We start from the raw sequence: 17809 nt of genomic DNA on the forward strand, positions 1-17809 counted from the left end.
TTGGAAATCCGCCCCCATCTGGAGGATAACCCCAACCGGACACTGACATGAGGACATCAGATGGATCGCGCCCAGATCGTGCATCAGAATTTTCTGGACCGGGTTGCAGCCGGACAGTTGCCAGCCGGAGCTTCACCGCGCAGCGGGCTTGCCCCAGAAACAGCCGTCGCGGTCTACCGCGCCCAGGTGCTGAGCCGGGCGCTGGATCTGACCAGCCGCGCCATGCAGAAGGCCGGTGAGGGGTTCTATACCATCGGCTCCTCCGGCCACGAAGGCATGGCCGCCGTCGCCCGTGCCCTCCGCGCCGATGACATGGCCTTCCTCCATTACCGCGACGCCGCCTTCCAGATTGCCCGCGCCGACCAGGTGCCGGGGCAGCGCATCGCCTGGGACATGCTGCTGTCCTTTGCCTGTTCTTCCGAGGATCCCACCTCGGGCGGACGGCACAAGGTTCTGGGCTCCAAGGCACTGATGATCCCGCCGCAGACCTCCACCATCGCCAGCCATCTGCCCAAGGCGGTCGGTGCCGCCTATTCAGTGGGTGCGGCCCGGCGCCATCGCCCGGAACACCAGCTGCTGGCCGATGACAGCATCGTCATGTGTTCCTTTGGCGATGCCTCGGCCAACCACTCTACCGCGCAGGGCGCGATCAACACGGCGGGCTGGACCTCCGTGCAGTCGATCCCGCTGCCGCTTCTGTTCGTGTGCGAGGATAACGGGATCGGTATTTCCACCAAGACGCCGACCGGCTGGATCGAATCCTCGATGGCAGGGCGGCCCGGCATCAAGTATTTCAAGACCGACGGGCTGGATCTTTACGAGGCCTACGCCACCGCGCTGGAAGCGGCCGAATACGTGCGGACGCGGCGCAAACCCGCCTTCCTGCACCTGCGCACCGTGCGTCTTTATGGCCATGCGGGCGCCGATGTGCCCACCACCTATCTGGCAAAGGCCGAGGTTGAAGCCGATGAGGCGAACGATCCGCTGCTGCATTCCGTGCGCCTTCTGGCCGAGGCAGGCGCGCTGGAGCCGCAGGAGGCGTTGAAGATCTATAACGACACCTGCGACCGCGTGGACCGCATCCGGACCGAGGTCGTCACCCGCCCGCATCTGAAAACCGGCGCCGATGTGGCCGCCAGCCTGATCCCGCCCGCGCGGGTCTGCGCGCCGACCAATGGCGTGCCACCGGAAAAACGCGCCGAGACCTTTGGCAGCGACATGCGCGCCATGGACGAGCCGCAGCCGATGTCCCGCCTGATCAACTGGGCGCTGACCGATCTGATGCTGGAGCATGGCGAAATCGTCATGATGGGCGAGGACGTGGGCCGCAAGGGCGGCGTCTATGGCGTAACGCAGAAGCTGCACCAGCGGTTCGGCCCGGACCGGATGATCGATACGCTCTTGGATGAACAATCCATCCTTGGGCTGGCCATCGGCATGGGCCACAACGGCTTCCTGCCGATGCCAGAGATCCAGTTCCTTGCCTATCTGCATAACGCCGAGGATCAGATCCGCGGCGAGGCGGCGACGCTGCCGTTCTTCTCGAACGGGCAGTTCTCGAACCCGATGGTGCTGCGCATTGCCGGGCTTGGCTATCAAAAGGGCTTTGGCGGGCATTTCCACAACGACAACTCCTTGGCCGTGCTGCGCGACATCCCGGGGATCGTGATCGCCTGCCCCTCGGACGGGGCCGAGGCCGCGATGATGATGCGCGAAGCAGTTCGCCTTGCCCGCGAGGAGCAGCGGGTCGTGGTCTTTGTCGAGCCTATCGCACTTTATCCCATGCGCGACCTGCATGAGACCAAGGACGGCGGCTGGATGCGGAGCTACCCTGCCCCGGATCAGCGGATCGCACTAGGAGAGGTCGGCATCGACGGCGATGGCACCGATCTGGCCATCGTGACCTATGGCAACGGGCGGTATCTTTCGACACAGGCCAAGGCCGAACTGGAAGCCAAAGGCATCAAGACCCGGATCATCGATCTGCGCTGGCTGGCGCCGCTACCGGCCGAGGCGCTGCTGGAGGCCACCAAAGGCTGTAAACACGTGCTGATCGTCGATGAATGCCGCACCACCGGCAGCCAGTCCGAGGGGTTGATGGCGCTGTTCACCGAAAACGGCGTCACGTCGCTCGCCCGCCATGCGGCGGGGGATTGCTTTATCGCGACCGGGCCCGCCTATGCGGCCACTCTGCCGTCCAAGGATAGCATTCTGGCCGCCGCCCTTGATCTGACCGGAGGTGCAAAATGACCCGCAAGGCCGTACTGATCTGCCCCGGGCGGGGTACCTACAACAAACCCGAACTCGGCTACCTGCACCGCCACCACGGCGACAAGGCTGCGCTATTTGCGGGCTTTGACGCCCAGCGCCGCGCCGCAGGACAGGAAGAGGTCACCACGCTGGACGGGGCCACCCGGTTCTCGGTCTCGAAATATTCCCGCGGAGATATCGCATCGCCGCTGATCTATGCTGCTTCGCTGGCAGATGCGCAGTCTCTGGCGAAGGATATCGAGGTTGTCGCGGTCACTGGCAATTCCATGGGCTGGTACATTGCCCTGGCCGCCGCCGGGGCGCTCAGCGCCGAGGATGGCTTTACCGTGGTCAACACCATGGGCACGCTGATGCAGGAGCAATTGATCGGCGGGCAGCTGGTCTATCCTTTCGCAGGCGCTGACTGGCAGAACGATCCCGCCCGCAAGGCCGAGCTGCTTGCGATCGTGGCCGAGATCAACGCTCGCGCGGTTCACGACCTGGCACTGTCCATTGATCTGGGCGGTATGCTGGTCTTGGCCGGGAACGAGGCGGGCCTGTCAGCCTTTGAGGCTGCCGTGCCGGTGGTTGAGGAGCGGTTCCCCATGCGCCTGGCCAATCACGCGGCCTTCCATACCTCCCTTCAAGCCCCCGTCGCTGCCGAGGGGCGCAAACGTCTGGCCGCAGGCATGTTCAGCCAGCCCAAGGTGCCGCTGATCGACGGGCGCGGTCATGTCTGGTGGCCCGGCGCCACCGATACGCAGGCGCTGTGGGATTACACGCTCGGCCATCAGGTGGTGGAGCCTTATGATTTCACCCGTGCGGTGCAGAATGCGGCGCTGGAGTTTGCGCCGGATCTCTTCATCGTCACCGGCCCAGGCACCACGCTGGGCGGCGCGGTGGCGCAGTCGCTGGTGCATACGGGCTGGCAAGGCATGAATGGCAAGGCCGCCTTTAAGGCGCAGCAGGCCAAGGCGCCCTCCTTGATCTCGATGGGCGATGACGCGCAGCGCGCGATTGTCACCGGTTAGGGTCTAATCAGCCCTGCGAACAGGCCTGTGATCGGCGGCGCATTGGCTATGATCGCCAAGCGCCGTCAGCACCTTGCAGTGACCGCCATTGCCTCCGTCACACAGATGGGAAATACGTTCCAACTCGCTCGCCAGTTGCTGCAACCGTGCAATGCGGGCGCGCACCTGATCAAGCTGCGCGCGGGCGATGCGGTTGGCCTCGGCGCAATCTTCGCCCAGCTCCCCGTCCAGCGCCATCAGCACCTTGATATCCTCTAGCGCAAAGCCAAGGTCGCGGGCGTGTTTGATAAAGCCCAGCGCCTCCAGCCCCTCCTGCCCATAGCGGCGCTGGTTGCCCGCGTTGCGACCGGCAGGCGGCAACAGGCCGATCTCCTCGTAGTAGCGGATGGTGGGCACCTTGACCCCGGTGGCCTTGGACAGCGCGCCGATGGAAAACATCGCGGACCCCTCTTGAACCTCTAGTGACTAGAGCCATTAGGTTGACCTCGAATCGGAACAAAGGACAAGGGTAATGGCAGGATGTTGCGGGCATGAAGCGCGGTTCGACGGGGTTTCGGCCGCCTATAAACGGCGCCTCTGGGTCGTGATCGCGATCAACGCGGGCATGTTCGCGGTCGAGATGGGCGCAGGCCAGATGGCGGGCAGTCAGGCGCTGAAGGCGGACGCGCTGGATTTCCTCGGCGATGCGCTCACCTACGGGATTTCGCTGGCGGTCATCGGTGCCAGCCTGCGCACCCGCGCGCTGGCGGCGCTGGCCAAGGGGATCAGCCTCTTGTTGATGGGGATGTGGGTGTTCGGATCGACCCTCTACCACGTTTTTGTGCTGGGCGTGCCCCAGGCCGAAGTCATGGGCGTCATCGGGTTCATGGCACTGTCGGCCAATGTGACCTCGGTCCTCTTGCTGGCGGCCTATAAGGACGGGGATGCCAATGTGCGCTCGGTTTGGCTGTGTTCACGCAACGATGCCATCGGCAATGTGGCAGTGATGATCGCGGCGCTGGGGGTCTGGGGGACGGCCACCGGCTGGCCGGACCTGATCGTTGCCGGGATCATGGCCGGGCTGTTCCTGAATTCCGCCTGGCAGATACTTGTGCAGGCCATTCAGGAACGCCGCGAGGATCTGGCGCATCAACACTAAAGACAAGGGCGGTGCCTGCCTGGGGAGGCGCATATGCGCCTGCCGGGGGGCAGGCAGGCGCAGCCCGACCTATCGGCCGGGCGAAACTCAGGCAAACAGCCCGGCGTAGTCTTCGCGCAGGGCCTTTTTCTGCACCTTGCCCATGGTGTTGCGTGGCAGGGCTTCGAGCAGGATCACCTCTTTGGGCTGCTTGAACTTCGCCAGATGCCCCGAAAGTGCGGCCTTGACTGCCTCGGGGCTGGTGCCTTCGCCCGTGGGGACAACCACGGCCACCACAGCCTCGCCGAAATCGGGATGCGGCACGCCGATCACCGCGCTTTCCAAGACGCCGGAGAGATCATCGATCAGGCTTTCCACTTCTTTCGGGTAGACGTTGAAACCTCCGGTGATCACCAGATCCTTTTCCCGGCCGACGATGGTGACATAGCCGTCTTCGTCCATGCGGGCCATGTCGCCGGTGATGAACCAGCCATCAGGCAGCAGTTCCTCGGCGGTCTTTTCCGGCATCTGCCAGTAGCCCTGAAACACATTGGCCCCGCGCACATGAAGGACGCCGGTCTCGCCCTGCGGCACCTCTTTGCCATCCGCCATGATCCGCGCCTCGACCCCCGGCAGGGGAAAGCCCACGGTGCCTGCGCGACGTTCGCCGTCATAGGGGTTCGACGTGCTCATATTGGTTTCAGTCATGCCATAGCGTTCCAGGATGCGGTGGCCGGTGCGGGCCTCCCATTCCTCATGCGTGTCCACCAACAAAGGCGCCGAGCCGGAAATGAACAGGCGCATGTTCTCGGCGCGTTCGCGCGTCAGGCGCGGATCCGCCAGCAGGCGCGTGTAGAAGGTCGGCACCCCCATCAGCGCCGTGGCGCGTGGCATGGCGTCGAGGATCTCGTCTGCGTTGAAGCCCTTGAGGAACACCAGCCGCGCGCCCGCCAGTAGCGCCACATTGGTGGCCACGAACAGCCCGTGGGTGTGAAAGATCGGCAGCGCGTGGATCAGCACATCCTGATCGGTGAACTGCCAGTAGTCACGCAGCATCAGGGAGTTCGAGGCGAGGTTCTCATGACTCAGCATCGCCCCCTTGGAGCGCCCGGTGGTGCCCGAGGTATAGAGGATCGCCGCCAGATCATCCGGTCCGCGCGGCACCGGATCAAAGCCGCCACGCCCCACCACGGCATCGGTGAGGCTGCCCAGACCCTTGCCATCCAGCGTCACCACGCGGGCGTCGCCTGCGATTTCGGCAATGTCATCTTCGCGGGCGGGATCGCAGACCACCACGCGGGGGCTGGCATCGCCCAGAAAATAAGCCACCTCGGGCGTGGTATAAGCGGTGTTGAGCGGCAGAAAGACGCCCCCGGCCATCACCGTGCCAAGGTAAAGCTGGATCGCCTCGATGGTCTTTTCCACCTGCACCGCAACCCGGTCACCGGGCTGAACCCCCATCGCCACCAGCGCTGCCGCGTTGCGCTCGGCGCCTGCAAACAATTCGCCGAATGTCATGCTGGCGCGCGCCGGGAAAGTCGCAAAATTGCGGGTCTCATGGTTCAGAGAGGCGGCGCGCAGCCGGGAAATCAGGTGGTTGGCATCATACATCGGCTGGCTCCTTCATCAACGCGGTTATCTGCGCCAGAGCAGGGCGGAAAATCAAGCCATTGATCCCGGCCGGGTCTGCGAACCGTGTCGGTCCGGTTTGGGCCCTAAGTGACACCCTTTTCGAAGAAAGTGCTATTTTCTGGTGATGGTTGTGTTGACGTTCAGCGGCTCACCATCAGAAGAAAAAGTAACTCCGACCGAAACACTATGGGCGAGCAATCGGTCCAAAAACCCGACTCTAATTGGCCCGCTTATTGGAGCACCGGCGCTCACCAGAACACCATCACCGTCGCGATTGTAGAACCTCATAGAGCTCGACTTGTTTTCAATCAATGTCGCTTTGAAACCATTCAGGTTGAACCAGTTGGCCATTTGTTCGGGATTGTTCAGTTCTGCGGCCAATAGGAAAACACAGACATTCACTTTCTCCAGTGTGTTTAGATGGTTCCAGCGCATCAGAGAAGAACCGTACCGTGGTTCGCCTTCAGTATCCGCAACGCAACTATCGACATGTTGAAATTTGGCCAGAGCCGTCTGGTATCGACGAAACTCAGGCGCGCTCATTTTTTCGACTTGTTGGCTCAGTGGCATCCCGAAGATAAGGAACTCTGATGCGTCATTGTCTTCTGCGGAGCCAACGGAAGGCAACAGAAAGACACTCATCAGGGCCAAAATGATCGTCCGCACTTTTTTCTTCATAGTTTTGAGGTTGGTCCAGAAGGCTCGATTATTCAAGATACTGAATTACAGACATGTCCCCATCACCGCCCAACACAATTTGCAGACATCTCCTTGATCTTTGCCGCCCACAGGCGCAGGTTCCCGGCCATGACAAAACCCTTAACATCGCATCGACCGATTCTGGCAATCCTGCTGAAAGTCGCCGCCATCGGTCTGTTCACCATGCTGTCGGCCTTGATCAAGGCGGTATCAGAAGAGGTTCCGACAGGTGAGGCGGTGTTCTTCCGTTCCTTCTTTGCCATCCCGGTGATCGTGGTCTGGCTGGCCCTGCGCGGCGATCTGCGCGACGGGCTGAAGACGAAGAACCCGATGGTACACGTCTGGCGCGGGTTGGTGGGCACCTCGGCGATGGGGATGACATTCCTTGGCCTTGGCCTCTTGCCGCTGCCCGAGGTGACGGCCATCGGCTATGCCACCCCGATCTTCACGCTGATCCTGGCGGCGATTTTCCTTGGTGAGACGATCCGTATGGTGCGGATCTCGGCGGTAGCCATCGGCCTTGTCGGGGTAATGATCATGATCTGGCCACGGCTTGGCTCTGGTGCGGATCTGGCGGACGGGGCCACCCTGGGCGCGCTTCTGGTGCTGGGCGCAACCATCGCGCGGGGGTTCGTGCAGATCCACGTGCGCCGCATGGTGATGACTGAGCCTACCGCTGCCATCGTATTCTATTTCTCACTGACCGCATCCGCGCTGTCGCTGCTGACGCTGCCCTTTGGCTGGGTCATGCCCAGCGGAGAGGTTCTGGCGATGCTGATCGGGGCTGGCCTTGTTGGCGGCATCGCGCAGATCCTCGTGACCTCTTCTTATCGCTTTGCGCCCGCATCTATGCTGGCGCCCTATGATTATGTCTCGATGGTCTTTGCGATTCTGCTTGGCTATTTCTGGTTCGACGAGCTGCCGACCTTTGTCATGCTGGCCGGTGCGACGCTGGTAATCGCGGGCAATGGGCTGGTGATCTGGCGCGAAAGCCGCTTGGGGCTGGAACGCGGCAAGGCGCGCGCGGTCACCGATCCCAAGGGGGGATAAGGGCAAGGCAGCCACGGCAATGTGATTGGCCCGGACGCCCTGCATGGCGCCACTATGCCGGGATTGACGATACCCTCTACGGACCGCCGCCTTGACCGAGACATCCCCCAGTTTCCCCCCGCCCGCAATCAAGCTGGCGCGTCTGACCGACGTACCGCCCGAGCAGATCCTGGCGCATATGTCCGATCCCCGTGTGGCGACGCATCTGCCCTTGATGACCGAAGGCTGGGATGCCGCGATGGTGCGCCAATTCGTTGAGATGAAAGAGGCACGCTGGCAGCAAGACGGGTTGGGCCATTGGGCGTTTCTGGCTGATGGCGCCTATGTCGGATGGGGCGGATTTGAAAAGGAAGGGGAGGAATGGGATCTCGGGCTGGTTCTGCGGCCAGACTGCTTTGGCCTTGGGCCGCGCATCTCACGGCACCTGCTGGAGTTTGCGCGGCATAATGCGCGCATTCCCTATGTCACCTTCCTGTTGCCGCCCTCGCGCAAATCGCTGGGTGCCCTGTCCCGGATGGGCGCACGGTTCCTGGAAGAGATCGACTACGATGGCACCCGCTTCCTGAAATTCCGCCTCGAAACCCCTCAGAACTAAAGCGCGCTACAGTCCCTTACCAGGCGGCAGAACAACGACGTTGGCCCGGGACAATGCCCCGGGCCACTGGCTCTGTGACTGCGTTCAGTCCTGACAGGCAGTCAGATCAGATGCTGGCGCCCTTGGGATCCAGGGTGATCTTCCACAACTCCTGATCGGCGCGGTCCATCAGGCGCACGGTCATCTGCTGGGTGGCGCCGTCGATGTCCACCAGACCGAAGAACTGCAGACCCATCGAGGGCGGCAGGTTGGCGCCCTGCTCCTCGGTCGGGGCCTTCACGAACTTCACTTCGGGGCCAAAGGTGCCGTCCAGCGCGTTCGGACCAAAGGTACCGGCGTGCAGCGGGCCTGAGACGAACTCCCAGAAAGGTTCGAAATCCTGGAAGGCGGCCTTGTCCGGGTTATAGTAATGCGCCGCAGTGTAGTGCACATCGGCAGTGAACCAGACGGTGTTGTCGATCTTGGCGGTCTTGATGAAGCGCAGCAGGTCAGCGATTTCGAATTCGCGGCCCTTGGCGCTGCCATCTTCACCGTTCGAGATCGCCTCGACCCGCTCACCGTCGCGTACGACCAGACCGATGGGCATGTCGCAGGCGATGACCTTCCAGGTCGCGGAGGAGTTCACCAGCTCACGCTTGAGCCATGCGATCTGCTCGGCGCCCAGAAGCGTGGTTGCCTCATCCGCAGGGTTTTCCTGCAGACCCAGGCTGTTGCCCGCGCGATAGCTGCGCAGATCGAGGAAGAAGACGTCCAGCATCGGGCCGTAGCCGATCTTGCGGTAGACCCGGCCCGGCTCGGCGGGCGTATAGCTGATCGGGGTCATCTCGTGGAAGGCCTTGGCCGAGCGGGCCGCCAGCACGTGCACGTTCTTCTCGGTGTAACGGTCGTCGCCGCTCAGATCCTTGGCGTCGGACCAGTTGTTGACAACTTCGTGGTCGTCCCACTGGAAGAAGGTCGGGCACAGGGCGTTCATTTCGCGCACGTGCTCGTCCATCATGTTGTATTTCCACTGGCCGCGGAATTCGTCCAGGGTCTCGGCGACTTTGCGCTTTTCGTCGATCAGGGTGGCGTTCTTCCAGATCAGCTGACCGTCCTTTTCGACCTCGTCCTGCATCGGGCCATCGGCATAGATGGTATCGCCCGAGTGGATGAAGAAATCGGGGCGGTGCTGGGCCATGGTCGCATAGGTGCGCATGCCTTCGTCATCGATGCCCCAGCCCTGACCGGCGGTGTCGCCCGACCAGGCAAAACGCACATCGCGGCGCGCGGTCGGCGCGGTGCGGAACTGACCAACGATGGGGTCCGATGTCGCCTGCAGATCGTTCAGATCCGCAGCCACAAAACGGTAGAAGATATCCTGATCCGACGGCAGGCCATCAACCATGCGCTTGACGGCGAAATCGTTGCTGGGGCCTGCGGTCAGCGGCGCCAGTTGACGCGCATTGGCAAAGCTTTCGGTGGTGGAGACTTCCATCATCACCCGCGCGGGGCGGTCGGTGCGGGTCCAGATCATGCCGGACATGGTGTCCACGTCGCCGGACTGAACGCCGTGAGTAAAGACCGGGCGTGCCGAAGCACGCGAAATCGAGGGCGCCGCCAGGGAGGCAGCAAAAGCGGTACCGCCCGCCAGGAAAGCCCGGCGGCTGGGGCGCATAAAGCGATGAGAAGACATGAGATTCCCCTGTCTGTTACATTGGATAGGTGGCGCCAGACAGACCGCGCCAATGTAAAATCTTTCCGTGCTCAAAATGAAACTTTGACGAACGTTTTGTGACCCCCTGCCCGCGCGGTGAAAGGACGGGCTGGCCAGGTCAGGCGGAGTCCAGCCGCGCACGCAGGGCATTGACCCGGTCGCGCAATTCGATCAGCTCATTCAGATCGCCGCCCATCGCCTCGATGACGCAGGTGGAAATTTCCTGCGCCTCGGCCTGCAGGGCCTGCCCCTTGTCGGTCAGGGACACGATCAGGCTGCGCTCATCCTCGGGATTGCGGCGGCGGGTCAGGTAGCCTGCGCTTTCCATCCGCTTCAGCAGCGGCGTCAGCGTATTGGTTTCCAGATCCAGCCGCTTGCCCAGATCTCTGACCTTCTGTTCGTCCTGCTCCCACAGGGCCACCAGCACCAGATACTGCGGATAGGTCAGGCCCAAGGGCGCCAGCAGGGGACGGTACAGCCGCGTCAGCGCGTGGTTCGCCGAATAGAGCGAGAAGCACAGAAGATCGTCAATTTTCAGGGTCCGGTCCATGTCTTCATGATTTATGTCGCGCACGCTTTAATCGCAAGCGGTTGATTTTCGGCCCGAAGCCTCTATTTATATCGCACACGACATAATCGTACACGATTCAAAAAAAGGAGGCAACATGTCCATCACCCCGATCTACACCGCAGGCGCCACTGCAACCGGCGGCCGCGACGGCAAGGCCAGCATCCACGGCAGCGAGGTTCATTTCGACCTGGATCCGCCCCGCGAAATGGGCGGCGGCGGCAAAGGCAGCAACCCGGAACAGCTTTTCGCCGCCGGATATGCGGCCTGCTATATCGGTGCGATGAAATTCGCCACGACGCAGGACACATCCCTGGCCAAGGTGCCCGACGATGTCTCGGTCGATGCCGCGGTTGGTATCGGTCCGCGCGCCGAAGGCGGCTTTGGCCTCTCGGTGAACCTCAAGGTCTCCATGCCCGGTGTGGACAAAGCCGAGGCCCAGCGCATCGCCGATGCGGGCCACGCCATCTGCCCCTATTCCAACGCCACCCGCGGCAATATCGAAGTCACAACCGAGGTGGTTTGACCCGCCCGCCACCGGGCGCCCACTGCACCGCAGGAGCTGAAACAGAAAAAGCGCGGGCCAATCGGTCCGCGCTTTTGCATCTTAGCAACAGATCTGACGGATCAGCTGCGCACCAGCGCCTCATAGGCCTCGGCGATCTCGCGGGTCAGCGCGCCGACTTCGAACTTATAGGGGCCGATCTCGCCCACCGGGGTGACCTCGGCAGCGGTGCCGGTCAGCCAGCACTGTTCAAAGCCTTCCATTTCCTCAGGCATGATGTGGCGCTCATGCACGGTGATGCCACGGTCCTTCAGCATGCCGATCACGGTCTGACGGGTGAGACCGTTGAGGAAACAATCGGGCAGCGGCGTATGCACTTCGCCATCCTTCACGAAGAAGATATTGGCGCCGGTCGCCTCGGCCACGTAGCCGCGGTAATCCATGAACAGCGCATCCGAGCAGCCCTTGGCCTCGGCCTTGTGCTTGGAGATGGTGCAGATCATGTAGAGGCCGGCCGCCTTGGCGTGTACCGGGATGGTTTCCGGGCTCGGGCGTTTCCACTCTGCGATGTCCAGCTTGGCCCCCTGCATCTTGGCGTCGCCGTAGTAGGCGCCCCAGCCCCAGACGGCGACCGCCATCCGCACCGGGTTCTTGGCCGAGGCCACGCCCATGTCCTCACCGGCGCCGCGCCAGACCAGCGCCCGCACATAGGCATCGGTCAGACCCGAGGCCTTCAGGGTCTCTTCCTTGGCGGCTTCGATCTGATCCACGGTATAGGGCATCGGCATGTCCAGCGCCTCGGCCGAGGCAATCAGGCGCTCGGAGTGTTCGCGGCTCTTGAAGATCTTACCGTTATAGGCGCGCTCGCCCTCGAAAACGGAAGACGCATAATGCATCGCATGGGTCAGGATATGCACCTTGGCATCCCGCCATTCGACCATCTCCCCGTCCATCCAGATCAATCCGTCACGGTCATCATATCCGGCCATGCCGCACCTCCACTAAATCCATCGATGTTTTCATAAGTTGCGCTCGAAATGACCGGAGCGGACATATTGTTGCGCCAAAGCTGCGATTCGATACATCTTCACCCTTGGAATGTCAATAACGCTGACTTAAACTGCCTGTGAGAGCAGTGGAGGGGACAGCCATGCCGGAAGGGCGTTCAGGACAGGGTTTTGGCGGCGAAAGCCTGTTGTTTCTGACGGACGAACAGCTCCGCCAGGGGATCGAGGCGGTGTTCTTTGCCTACCGGGGTTTTACCGCAGATCCCGACCGGATCCTCGCCGAAATGGCCTATGGCCGGGCGCATCACCGAGCGATCCACTTTATCAACCGGGCGCCGGGCACAACGGTCAACAACCTGCTGACCATTCTGGGCGTCACCAAGCAATCGCTGAACCGGGTACTGCGCACCCTGATCGAAGACGGGCTGGTCGAAAGCAGGGTCGGCACCGCCGACAAGCGGGAACGGCATCTTTACCTCACCGAAAAGGGCGTGGCCCTGGAAACGGCACTGTCCGATGCCCAGCGCGCCCGCATGCGCAGCGCCTATAAAGAAGCCGGCCCCGAGGCGGTACAGGGCTTCAAGAAGGTGCTGGAGGCGATGATGGATGCGGATATGCGCCGGGTCTATGCCAAGCTGCGGGAAACCGGATCATGAGCACCAACGACGCACATCTGATGATCGTGGATGATGATGAGCGCATCCGCAGCCTGTTGAAGAAGTTCCTGATGCGGGCCGGGTTCCTTGTGACCGCCGCGCGCGATGGCGCCCATGCCCGGCGTCTGCTGGCCGGGCTCGATTTCGATCTGATCATCATGGATGTGATGATGCCGGGCGAGGATGGTGTCAGCCTGACCCGCGCTTTGCGCGAAACCATGACCACGCCAATCCTGCTGCTGACCGCCAAGGGCGAGACCGATGACCGTATCGCCGGGCTTGAGGCCGGGGCCGATGATTACCTCTCCAAACCGTTTGAGCCCAAGGAGCTGCTGCTGCGCGTCAACGCGATCCTGCGGCGGATGCCCGATACCGTGGCCGAGGACAGCATTCCCAAGGTTCTACACCTCGGCGCTATCCGCTATGACATCGAACGGGGCGAGATGTGGCAGGGGGACGATCTGATCCGCCTCACCGGCACCGAAAGCCAGTTGATGAAGATATTTTCCGCCCAGCCCGGAGAGCCGATCAGCCGGGCAAAACTGGTCGAGGATTTGGGCCGCGACCGGGGCCAGGCGCAAGAACGCGCCGTGGACGTGCAGATCACCCGCCTGCGCCGCAAGATCGAACCCAACCCGAAACAACCGCAATACCTGCAAACCGTCCGCGGTGCGGGCTATATGCTGGCGCCGGACTGAGCTCCCCGGCCCCGCCCCAGACCGGTAAAGCTGCCGCCTTTCCACGGCGCGTTTATGCCGCTCTCACACCTCGACTTTGACGTGCAGATATGATCTGAACGCCCTGCCCGTCTCCGCCCGGGCGCATGTGGAAGAACTGACAGAGGCAGCCAGATGACCGAGACCCAGACCCCCGTCGAAGAGATGAGCTTTGAACAGGCCATGCACGAGCTGGAACGCGTGGTGGATCAGCTGGAACGCGGCGATGTGGCGCTGGATGCCTCGATCGCGCTGTACGAACGCGGCGCGGCGCTGAAGAAACGCTGCGAGGACGAGCTGAAGCGCGCCGAGGAAAAGGTCGCCGCCATCACACTGGATGCAAGTGGCACCCCGACCGGCACCCAGCCGCTGGATGCGGGCTGAGGGCATGACCACGGAGATGCAGGCGGACACGCGCGCCTTTCAGGCGGCGCTGCTGGATGCCCAGACCCGGATCACCGCCCATATGGACATGCGGCTGAGCGGCACCGACCGGCTGCACGATGCCATGCGCTATGCCATGGTCGGCGGCAAGATGCTGCGCGGATTTCTGGTGCTGGAAAGCGCCCGCTTGCATGGTGTCGATGCAACCGCCGCGCTGGATGCGGCGCTGGCCATCGAATGCGTGCACGCCTATTCGCTCGTGCATGACGATCTGCCCTGCATGGACGATGACGACCTGCGCCGGGGCCAGCCGACCCTGCACCGCAAATGGGACGAGGCCACGGCGACGCTCGCCGGGGATGCCTTGCAGACATTCGCCTTTGAACTGTTAGCTGCCGATCACATCGGCCCGCAGGCGCTGGTGCTGATCCGGGCGCTGGCGCAATCGGCAGGCAAGGATGGCATGGTTTCGGGGCAGATGATGGACATCGCCGCGGAAACCGCAGGCACGCCGCTGACACTTGACGAAATCACCCGGCTGCAAGCCCGCAAGACCGGTTGCCTGATCGAATGGTCCGCCACCGCCGGTGCGGTTCTGGCCGGCGCGGATACCGGGCCTTTGCAGGCCTACGCCTCGGCGCTAGGGCTTGCTTTTCAGATCGCTGACGACATCTTGGATGTTGAAGGCGATGCCAGCAAGGTCGGTAAGGCCCTGCGCAAGGACGAAACCGCTGGCAAGGCCACCTTTGTCTCCCTGCTGGGGCTGGAACCGGCAAAAGCCCGCGCAGAAGAGCTGTGCGGCGCCGCCTGTGCCGCGCTTTCTCCCTATGGGGAAGAGGCTGCAATCTTGAAGGACGCCGCCCGCTTCGTTATTGCGCGCGATAGCTAACCTGCGCACCATTTGCTGCGCCACTCCCGAGGAGGAGCCATGTCTGAGAGGCCCCATACCCCGCTACTGGATCAGATTGCCCGCCCGGCGGATCTGAAAGGCCTCAGCGACCGCCAGCTGACGCAGGTCGCGGACGAGCTGCGCCAGGAGACCGTTTCGGCCGTTTCCGAAACCGGCGGCCACCTGGGCGCAGGCCTTGGCGTGGTGGAACTGACAGTGGCGCTGCACGCGGTGTTCGACACGCCGCGCGACAAGGTGATCTGGGATGTCTCCCACCAGTGCTATCCGCACAAGATCCTGACCGGGCGCCGCGACCGCATCCGCACCCTGCGCAAGAAAGACGGGCTGTCCGGTTTCACCAAACGCGTCGAATCTCCCTACGACCCCTTTGGTGCCGCCCATAGCTCCACCTCGATCAGCGCGGCGCTGGGGTTCGCTGTCGCCCGCGATCTGGGGGGCAACGTGCCCGAAGGGCTGGGTGATGCCATCGCGGTGATCGGCGATGGCGCCATGTCGGCTGGCATGGCCTTCGAGGCGATGAACAACGCCGGCCATCTGGGCAAGCGGCTGATCGTGATCCTCAACGACAATGAAATGTCGATTGCCCCGCCGGTGGGCGCGCTGTCGTCCTACCTGTCGCGCCTTTACGCCGAAGAACCCTTTCAGGAGCTGAAGGCCGTGGCCAAGGGCGCCGCCTCCTTGCTGCCGGAACCCTTCCGCGAAGGTGCCAAACGCGCCAAGGACATGCTGAAGGGCATGGCCGTCGGCGGCACCCTGTTTGAATCCTTAGGCTTTTCCTACCTCGGACCCATCGATGGGCACGACATGGACCAGCTTTTGCCGGTGCTGCGCACGGTCAAGGCGCGCGCCTCGGGACCGATCCTGATCCATGTGCTGACGAAAAAGGGCAAGGGATACGCCCCCGCCGAGCGCGCCGATGACAAAGGCCACGCCACGGCGACCTTTGACGTGATCACCGGCAAGCAGAACAAGCCGCCGTCGAACGCGCCGTCCTATACCTCGGTCTTTGGCGACGAGTTGGTGAAGCTGGCCGCGAAGGACGACAAGATCTGCGCAGTGACCGCTGCCATGCCCGATGGCACCGGCCTGGGGCTGATGGCCGAACGCTACCCCTCGCGTACCTTTGACGTCGGCATTGCAGAACAGCATGGCGTCACCTTTGCCGCCGCACTGGCTGCCGGGGGCATGAAGCCCTTCTGCGCGATGTATTCCACCTTCCTGCAACGTGGCTATGATCAGGTGGTGCACGATGTGGCAATCCAGCGCCTGCCGGTGCGTTTCGCCATCGACCGCGCTGGTCTGGTGGGCGCCGATGGCGCCACCCACGCAGGCAGCTTCGACATCGCCTATATGGCCAACCTGCCCGGCATGGTGGTGATGGCCGCCGCCGACGAGGCCGAACTGAAACACATGGTCGCCACCGCCGCCGCCCATGACGACGGCCCCATCGCCTTCCGCTATCCGCGCGGAGAGGGCGAAGGTGTCGATATGCCCGAAGAGGCCGAAGTTCTGGAGATCGGTAAGGGCCGGATGATCCAGACCGGCGCCCGCGTTGCGATCCTGTCTTTCGGTACCCGTCTGGGTGAGGTGAAAAAGGCGGCCGAGTCCCTGTCTGCCAAGGGGATCACGCCCACTATCGCGGATGCGCGGTTCGCCAAACCCTTGGACCGCGAGATGATCCTGCAGCTGGCCGAAGGTCACGAGGCGCTGATCACCATCGAGGAAGGCGCAGTGGGCGGTTTCGGCAGCCACGTTGCGCAGCTCCTCGCCGAGGAAGGCGTTTTCGATACCGGCCTGAAGTTCCGCTCGATGGTGTTGCCCGATACTTTCATAGATCAGGCCAGCCCCGCAGATATGTACGACGTGGCCGCCATGAACGCCCCGCAGATAGAAGCCAAGGTGCTGGAGGTTCTGGGTATCGCGACGATTGGGGAAAAGCGGGCCTGATAGCAGGCCAATAGGCCTGGGACTGCCAGGGGAGGCAGGCGCAGGCCGGGCCGCAAGCGCCCAGGCCGATTGGTCGTACTACAAGGCTGGCGGATCCGCCGGGGGCGTGTAGCTTTCCAGATCCTCAGCCAATTTCACCGCGCGCAGGCCTGTGCGGTAATCGGGATAGGCCAGCCTCACGCCCAGTTCTTCCTTGATGCGGGTATTCCGAACGCGCTTGTTCTCACCGTAGAAACTGCGCGCCATCGGGGTCATTCCGGCCTCCTCGAACGGCACTTCGGCAGGCACCGGCAGGCCCAGCAGCTCCGCGCCGTAACCAAGCACATCCTGCGGCGGAGCGGGTTCATCATCGCAGACATTGTAGATCGCACCTGGGTTGGGTCGGTCGATCGAGGCCTCCAGCACCGTCGCGATATCCTCCACGTGGATGCGGGAAAACACCTGTCCCGGCTTCACGATGCGCCGCGCCTTGCCCGCCATCAGCTTGGCAAAGGGGCCGCGACCGGGGCCATAGATGCCTGCCAGACGAAAGATATGCAGCGGCAGATCAGGGATCGCCTGCCATGCCGCCTCGGCCTGCGCGCGCCAGTTGCCGCGACGGCTGGAGGGGGCAACGGGCGTGTCCTCATCCACCCAGGCGCCGCCCTGATCGCCATAGACGGCGGTGGTGGAGAGATAACCGACCCAGTCGAATTGTCCGGACGCCGCGCGTGCCGCCAGTTCGTCCCGCAGCGCCTCCATCACCGGATCGCCGCCCTCATTCGGACCAACCGAGGAGAGTACATGGGTGACGCCATCGAGCGGAATCGATGCGCCGGGCCATTGCAGCAGCTCCACGCCCTCATCCGGCTGCGCCTCATCCAGATCCCGCGTGGTGCCGATCACCCGCCAGCCCCGCGCCAGCATTCGCCGCGCCAGTGCCCGGGCCGAGTAGCCATATCCGATACAGAGAAGTGTTTTTGTCATGCCCCAATAGATGCGTCGCAGAGAGCCGCCCGGCAAGGGCGGAAATACCCGCGATGACGCAAACGGGATGGACCGGGGCGAAA

18 protein-coding genes are annotated in these 17809 nt (G+C 63.0%); 11 read left to right on the plus strand and 7 right to left on the minus strand.

Annotated elements, in window-relative coordinates; all coding sequences use genetic code 11:
- The first annotated feature begins 60 nt into the window (after nt 1–60).
- Both SM766_RS09825 and SM766_RS09830 read left to right on the plus strand, forming a co-directional pair.
- Nucleotides 61–2250 (plus strand): dehydrogenase E1 component subunit alpha/beta, encoded by a 2190-nt coding sequence (locus tag SM766_RS09825; protein WP_368947660.1) that lies wholly within the window; start codon nt 61–63, stop codon nt 2248–2250.
- On the plus strand, nt 2247–3281 hold the full coding sequence (locus SM766_RS09830) for an ACP S-malonyltransferase (RefSeq protein WP_368947661.1): 1035 nt from the start codon (nt 2247–2249) through the stop codon (nt 3279–3281). Before SM766_RS09825 ends, SM766_RS09830 begins: the two co-directional genes overlap by 4 nt.
- 3 nt (nt 3282–3284) lie before the next feature.
- Here the strand turns inward: SM766_RS09830 and SM766_RS09835 are convergent, their stop codons facing one another.
- A complete protein-coding gene (locus SM766_RS09835; protein WP_368947662.1) occupies nt 3285–3719 on the minus strand; it encodes a MerR family transcriptional regulator in 435 nt (144 codons plus the stop codon).
- Between the two features lie 73 nt (nt 3720–3792).
- Here SM766_RS09835 and SM766_RS09840 point away from each other — a divergent pair, with 73 nt between their 5' ends.
- Nucleotides 3793–4419 (plus strand): cation efflux transmembrane domain-containing protein, encoded by a 627-nt coding sequence (locus tag SM766_RS09840; RefSeq protein WP_368947663.1) that lies wholly within the window; start codon nt 3793–3795, stop codon nt 4417–4419.
- 87 nt (nt 4420–4506) lie between these two features.
- Here SM766_RS09840 and SM766_RS09845 read toward each other — a convergent pair whose 3' ends face one another.
- A complete protein-coding gene (locus tag SM766_RS09845; RefSeq protein ID WP_368947664.1) occupies nt 4507–6009 on the minus strand; it encodes a malonate--CoA ligase in 1503 nt (500 codons plus the stop codon).
- Between the two features lie 132 nt (nt 6010–6141).
- The gene (locus SM766_RS09850; RefSeq protein ID WP_368947665.1) at nt 6142–6708 is read right to left on the minus strand and encodes a hypothetical protein; all 567 of its coding nucleotides are present in this window, start codon (nt 6706–6708) and stop codon (nt 6142–6144) included.
- A gap of 129 nt (nt 6709–6837) precedes the next feature.
- Here SM766_RS09850 and SM766_RS09855 point away from each other — a divergent pair, with 129 nt between their 5' ends.
- Both SM766_RS09855 and SM766_RS09860 read left to right on the plus strand, forming a co-directional pair.
- A complete protein-coding gene (locus SM766_RS09855) occupies nt 6838–7779 on the plus strand; it encodes a DMT family transporter (RefSeq protein ID WP_368947666.1) in 942 nt (313 codons plus the stop codon).
- A 91-nt stretch (nt 7780–7870) separates the two neighbouring features.
- Complete coding sequence (locus SM766_RS09860; protein WP_368947667.1) at nt 7871–8374, plus strand: GNAT family N-acetyltransferase; 504 nt, start codon at nt 7871–7873, stop codon at nt 8372–8374.
- Nucleotides 8375–8480: 106 nt separating this feature from the next.
- Here the strand turns inward: SM766_RS09860 and SM766_RS09865 are convergent, their stop codons facing one another.
- Together SM766_RS09865 and SM766_RS09870 are read right to left on the minus strand one after the other, a co-directional pair.
- A complete protein-coding gene (locus SM766_RS09865) occupies nt 8481–10046 on the minus strand; it encodes an alkaline phosphatase D family protein (RefSeq protein ID WP_368947668.1) in 1566 nt (521 codons plus the stop codon).
- A gap of 139 nt (nt 10047–10185) precedes the next feature.
- Nucleotides 10186–10617, minus strand: a complete 432-nt coding sequence (locus SM766_RS09870) for a MarR family winged helix-turn-helix transcriptional regulator (protein ID WP_065271962.1) — start codon at nt 10615–10617, stop codon at nt 10186–10188.
- Between the two features lie 115 nt (nt 10618–10732).
- Here SM766_RS09870 and SM766_RS09875 point away from each other — a divergent pair, with 115 nt between their 5' ends.
- Nucleotides 10733–11161 (plus strand): organic hydroperoxide resistance protein, encoded by a 429-nt coding sequence (locus SM766_RS09875; RefSeq protein WP_368947669.1) that lies wholly within the window; start codon nt 10733–10735, stop codon nt 11159–11161.
- A gap of 101 nt (nt 11162–11262) precedes the next feature.
- Here SM766_RS09875 and SM766_RS09880 read toward each other — a convergent pair whose 3' ends face one another.
- Nucleotides 11263–12129, minus strand: coding sequence for a branched-chain amino acid aminotransferase (locus SM766_RS09880; RefSeq protein WP_065271964.1), 867 nt, complete (start codon nt 12127–12129; stop codon nt 11263–11265).
- Between the two features lie 161 nt (nt 12130–12290).
- Between SM766_RS09880 and SM766_RS09885 the strand changes: the two genes are divergently transcribed.
- The 5 genes from SM766_RS09885 to dxs all read left to right on the plus strand — a co-directional run bounded on the left by SM766_RS09885 (nt 12291) and on the right by dxs (nt 16760).
- The gene (locus SM766_RS09885) at nt 12291–12803 is read left to right on the plus strand and encodes a MarR family winged helix-turn-helix transcriptional regulator (protein ID WP_065271965.1); all 513 of its coding nucleotides are present in this window, start codon (nt 12291–12293) and stop codon (nt 12801–12803) included.
- A complete protein-coding gene (locus tag SM766_RS09890) occupies nt 12800–13501 on the plus strand; it encodes a response regulator (protein ID WP_065271966.1) in 702 nt (233 codons plus the stop codon). The genes SM766_RS09885 and SM766_RS09890 overlap by 4 nt, the downstream gene beginning before the upstream one ends.
- Nucleotides 13502–13654: 153 nt before the next feature.
- A complete protein-coding gene (locus tag SM766_RS09895; protein WP_368947670.1) occupies nt 13655–13903 on the plus strand; it encodes an exodeoxyribonuclease VII small subunit in 249 nt (82 codons plus the stop codon).
- A 4-nt stretch (nt 13904–13907) separates the two neighbouring features.
- A complete protein-coding gene (locus SM766_RS09900) occupies nt 13908–14792 on the plus strand; it encodes a polyprenyl synthetase family protein (RefSeq protein ID WP_490363352.1) in 885 nt (294 codons plus the stop codon).
- 39 nt (nt 14793–14831) lie between these two features.
- A complete protein-coding gene (gene dxs, locus SM766_RS09905; RefSeq protein ID WP_368947671.1) occupies nt 14832–16760 on the plus strand; it encodes a 1-deoxy-D-xylulose-5-phosphate synthase in 1929 nt (642 codons plus the stop codon).
- 78 nt (nt 16761–16838) lie between these two features.
- Here the strand turns inward: dxs and SM766_RS09910 are convergent, their stop codons facing one another.
- Nucleotides 16839–17726, minus strand: a complete 888-nt coding sequence (locus SM766_RS09910; RefSeq protein WP_368947672.1) for an SDR family oxidoreductase — start codon at nt 17724–17726, stop codon at nt 16839–16841.
- Nucleotides 17727–17809: the final 83 nt, after the last annotated feature.

Origin of the sequence: Pseudophaeobacter sp. A-200-2, from assembly GCF_041008815.1 — a bacterium.
In the GTDB taxonomy this organism is placed as follows: Bacteria; Pseudomonadota; Alphaproteobacteria; order Rhodobacterales; family Rhodobacteraceae; genus Phycobacter; species Phycobacter gallaeciensis_A.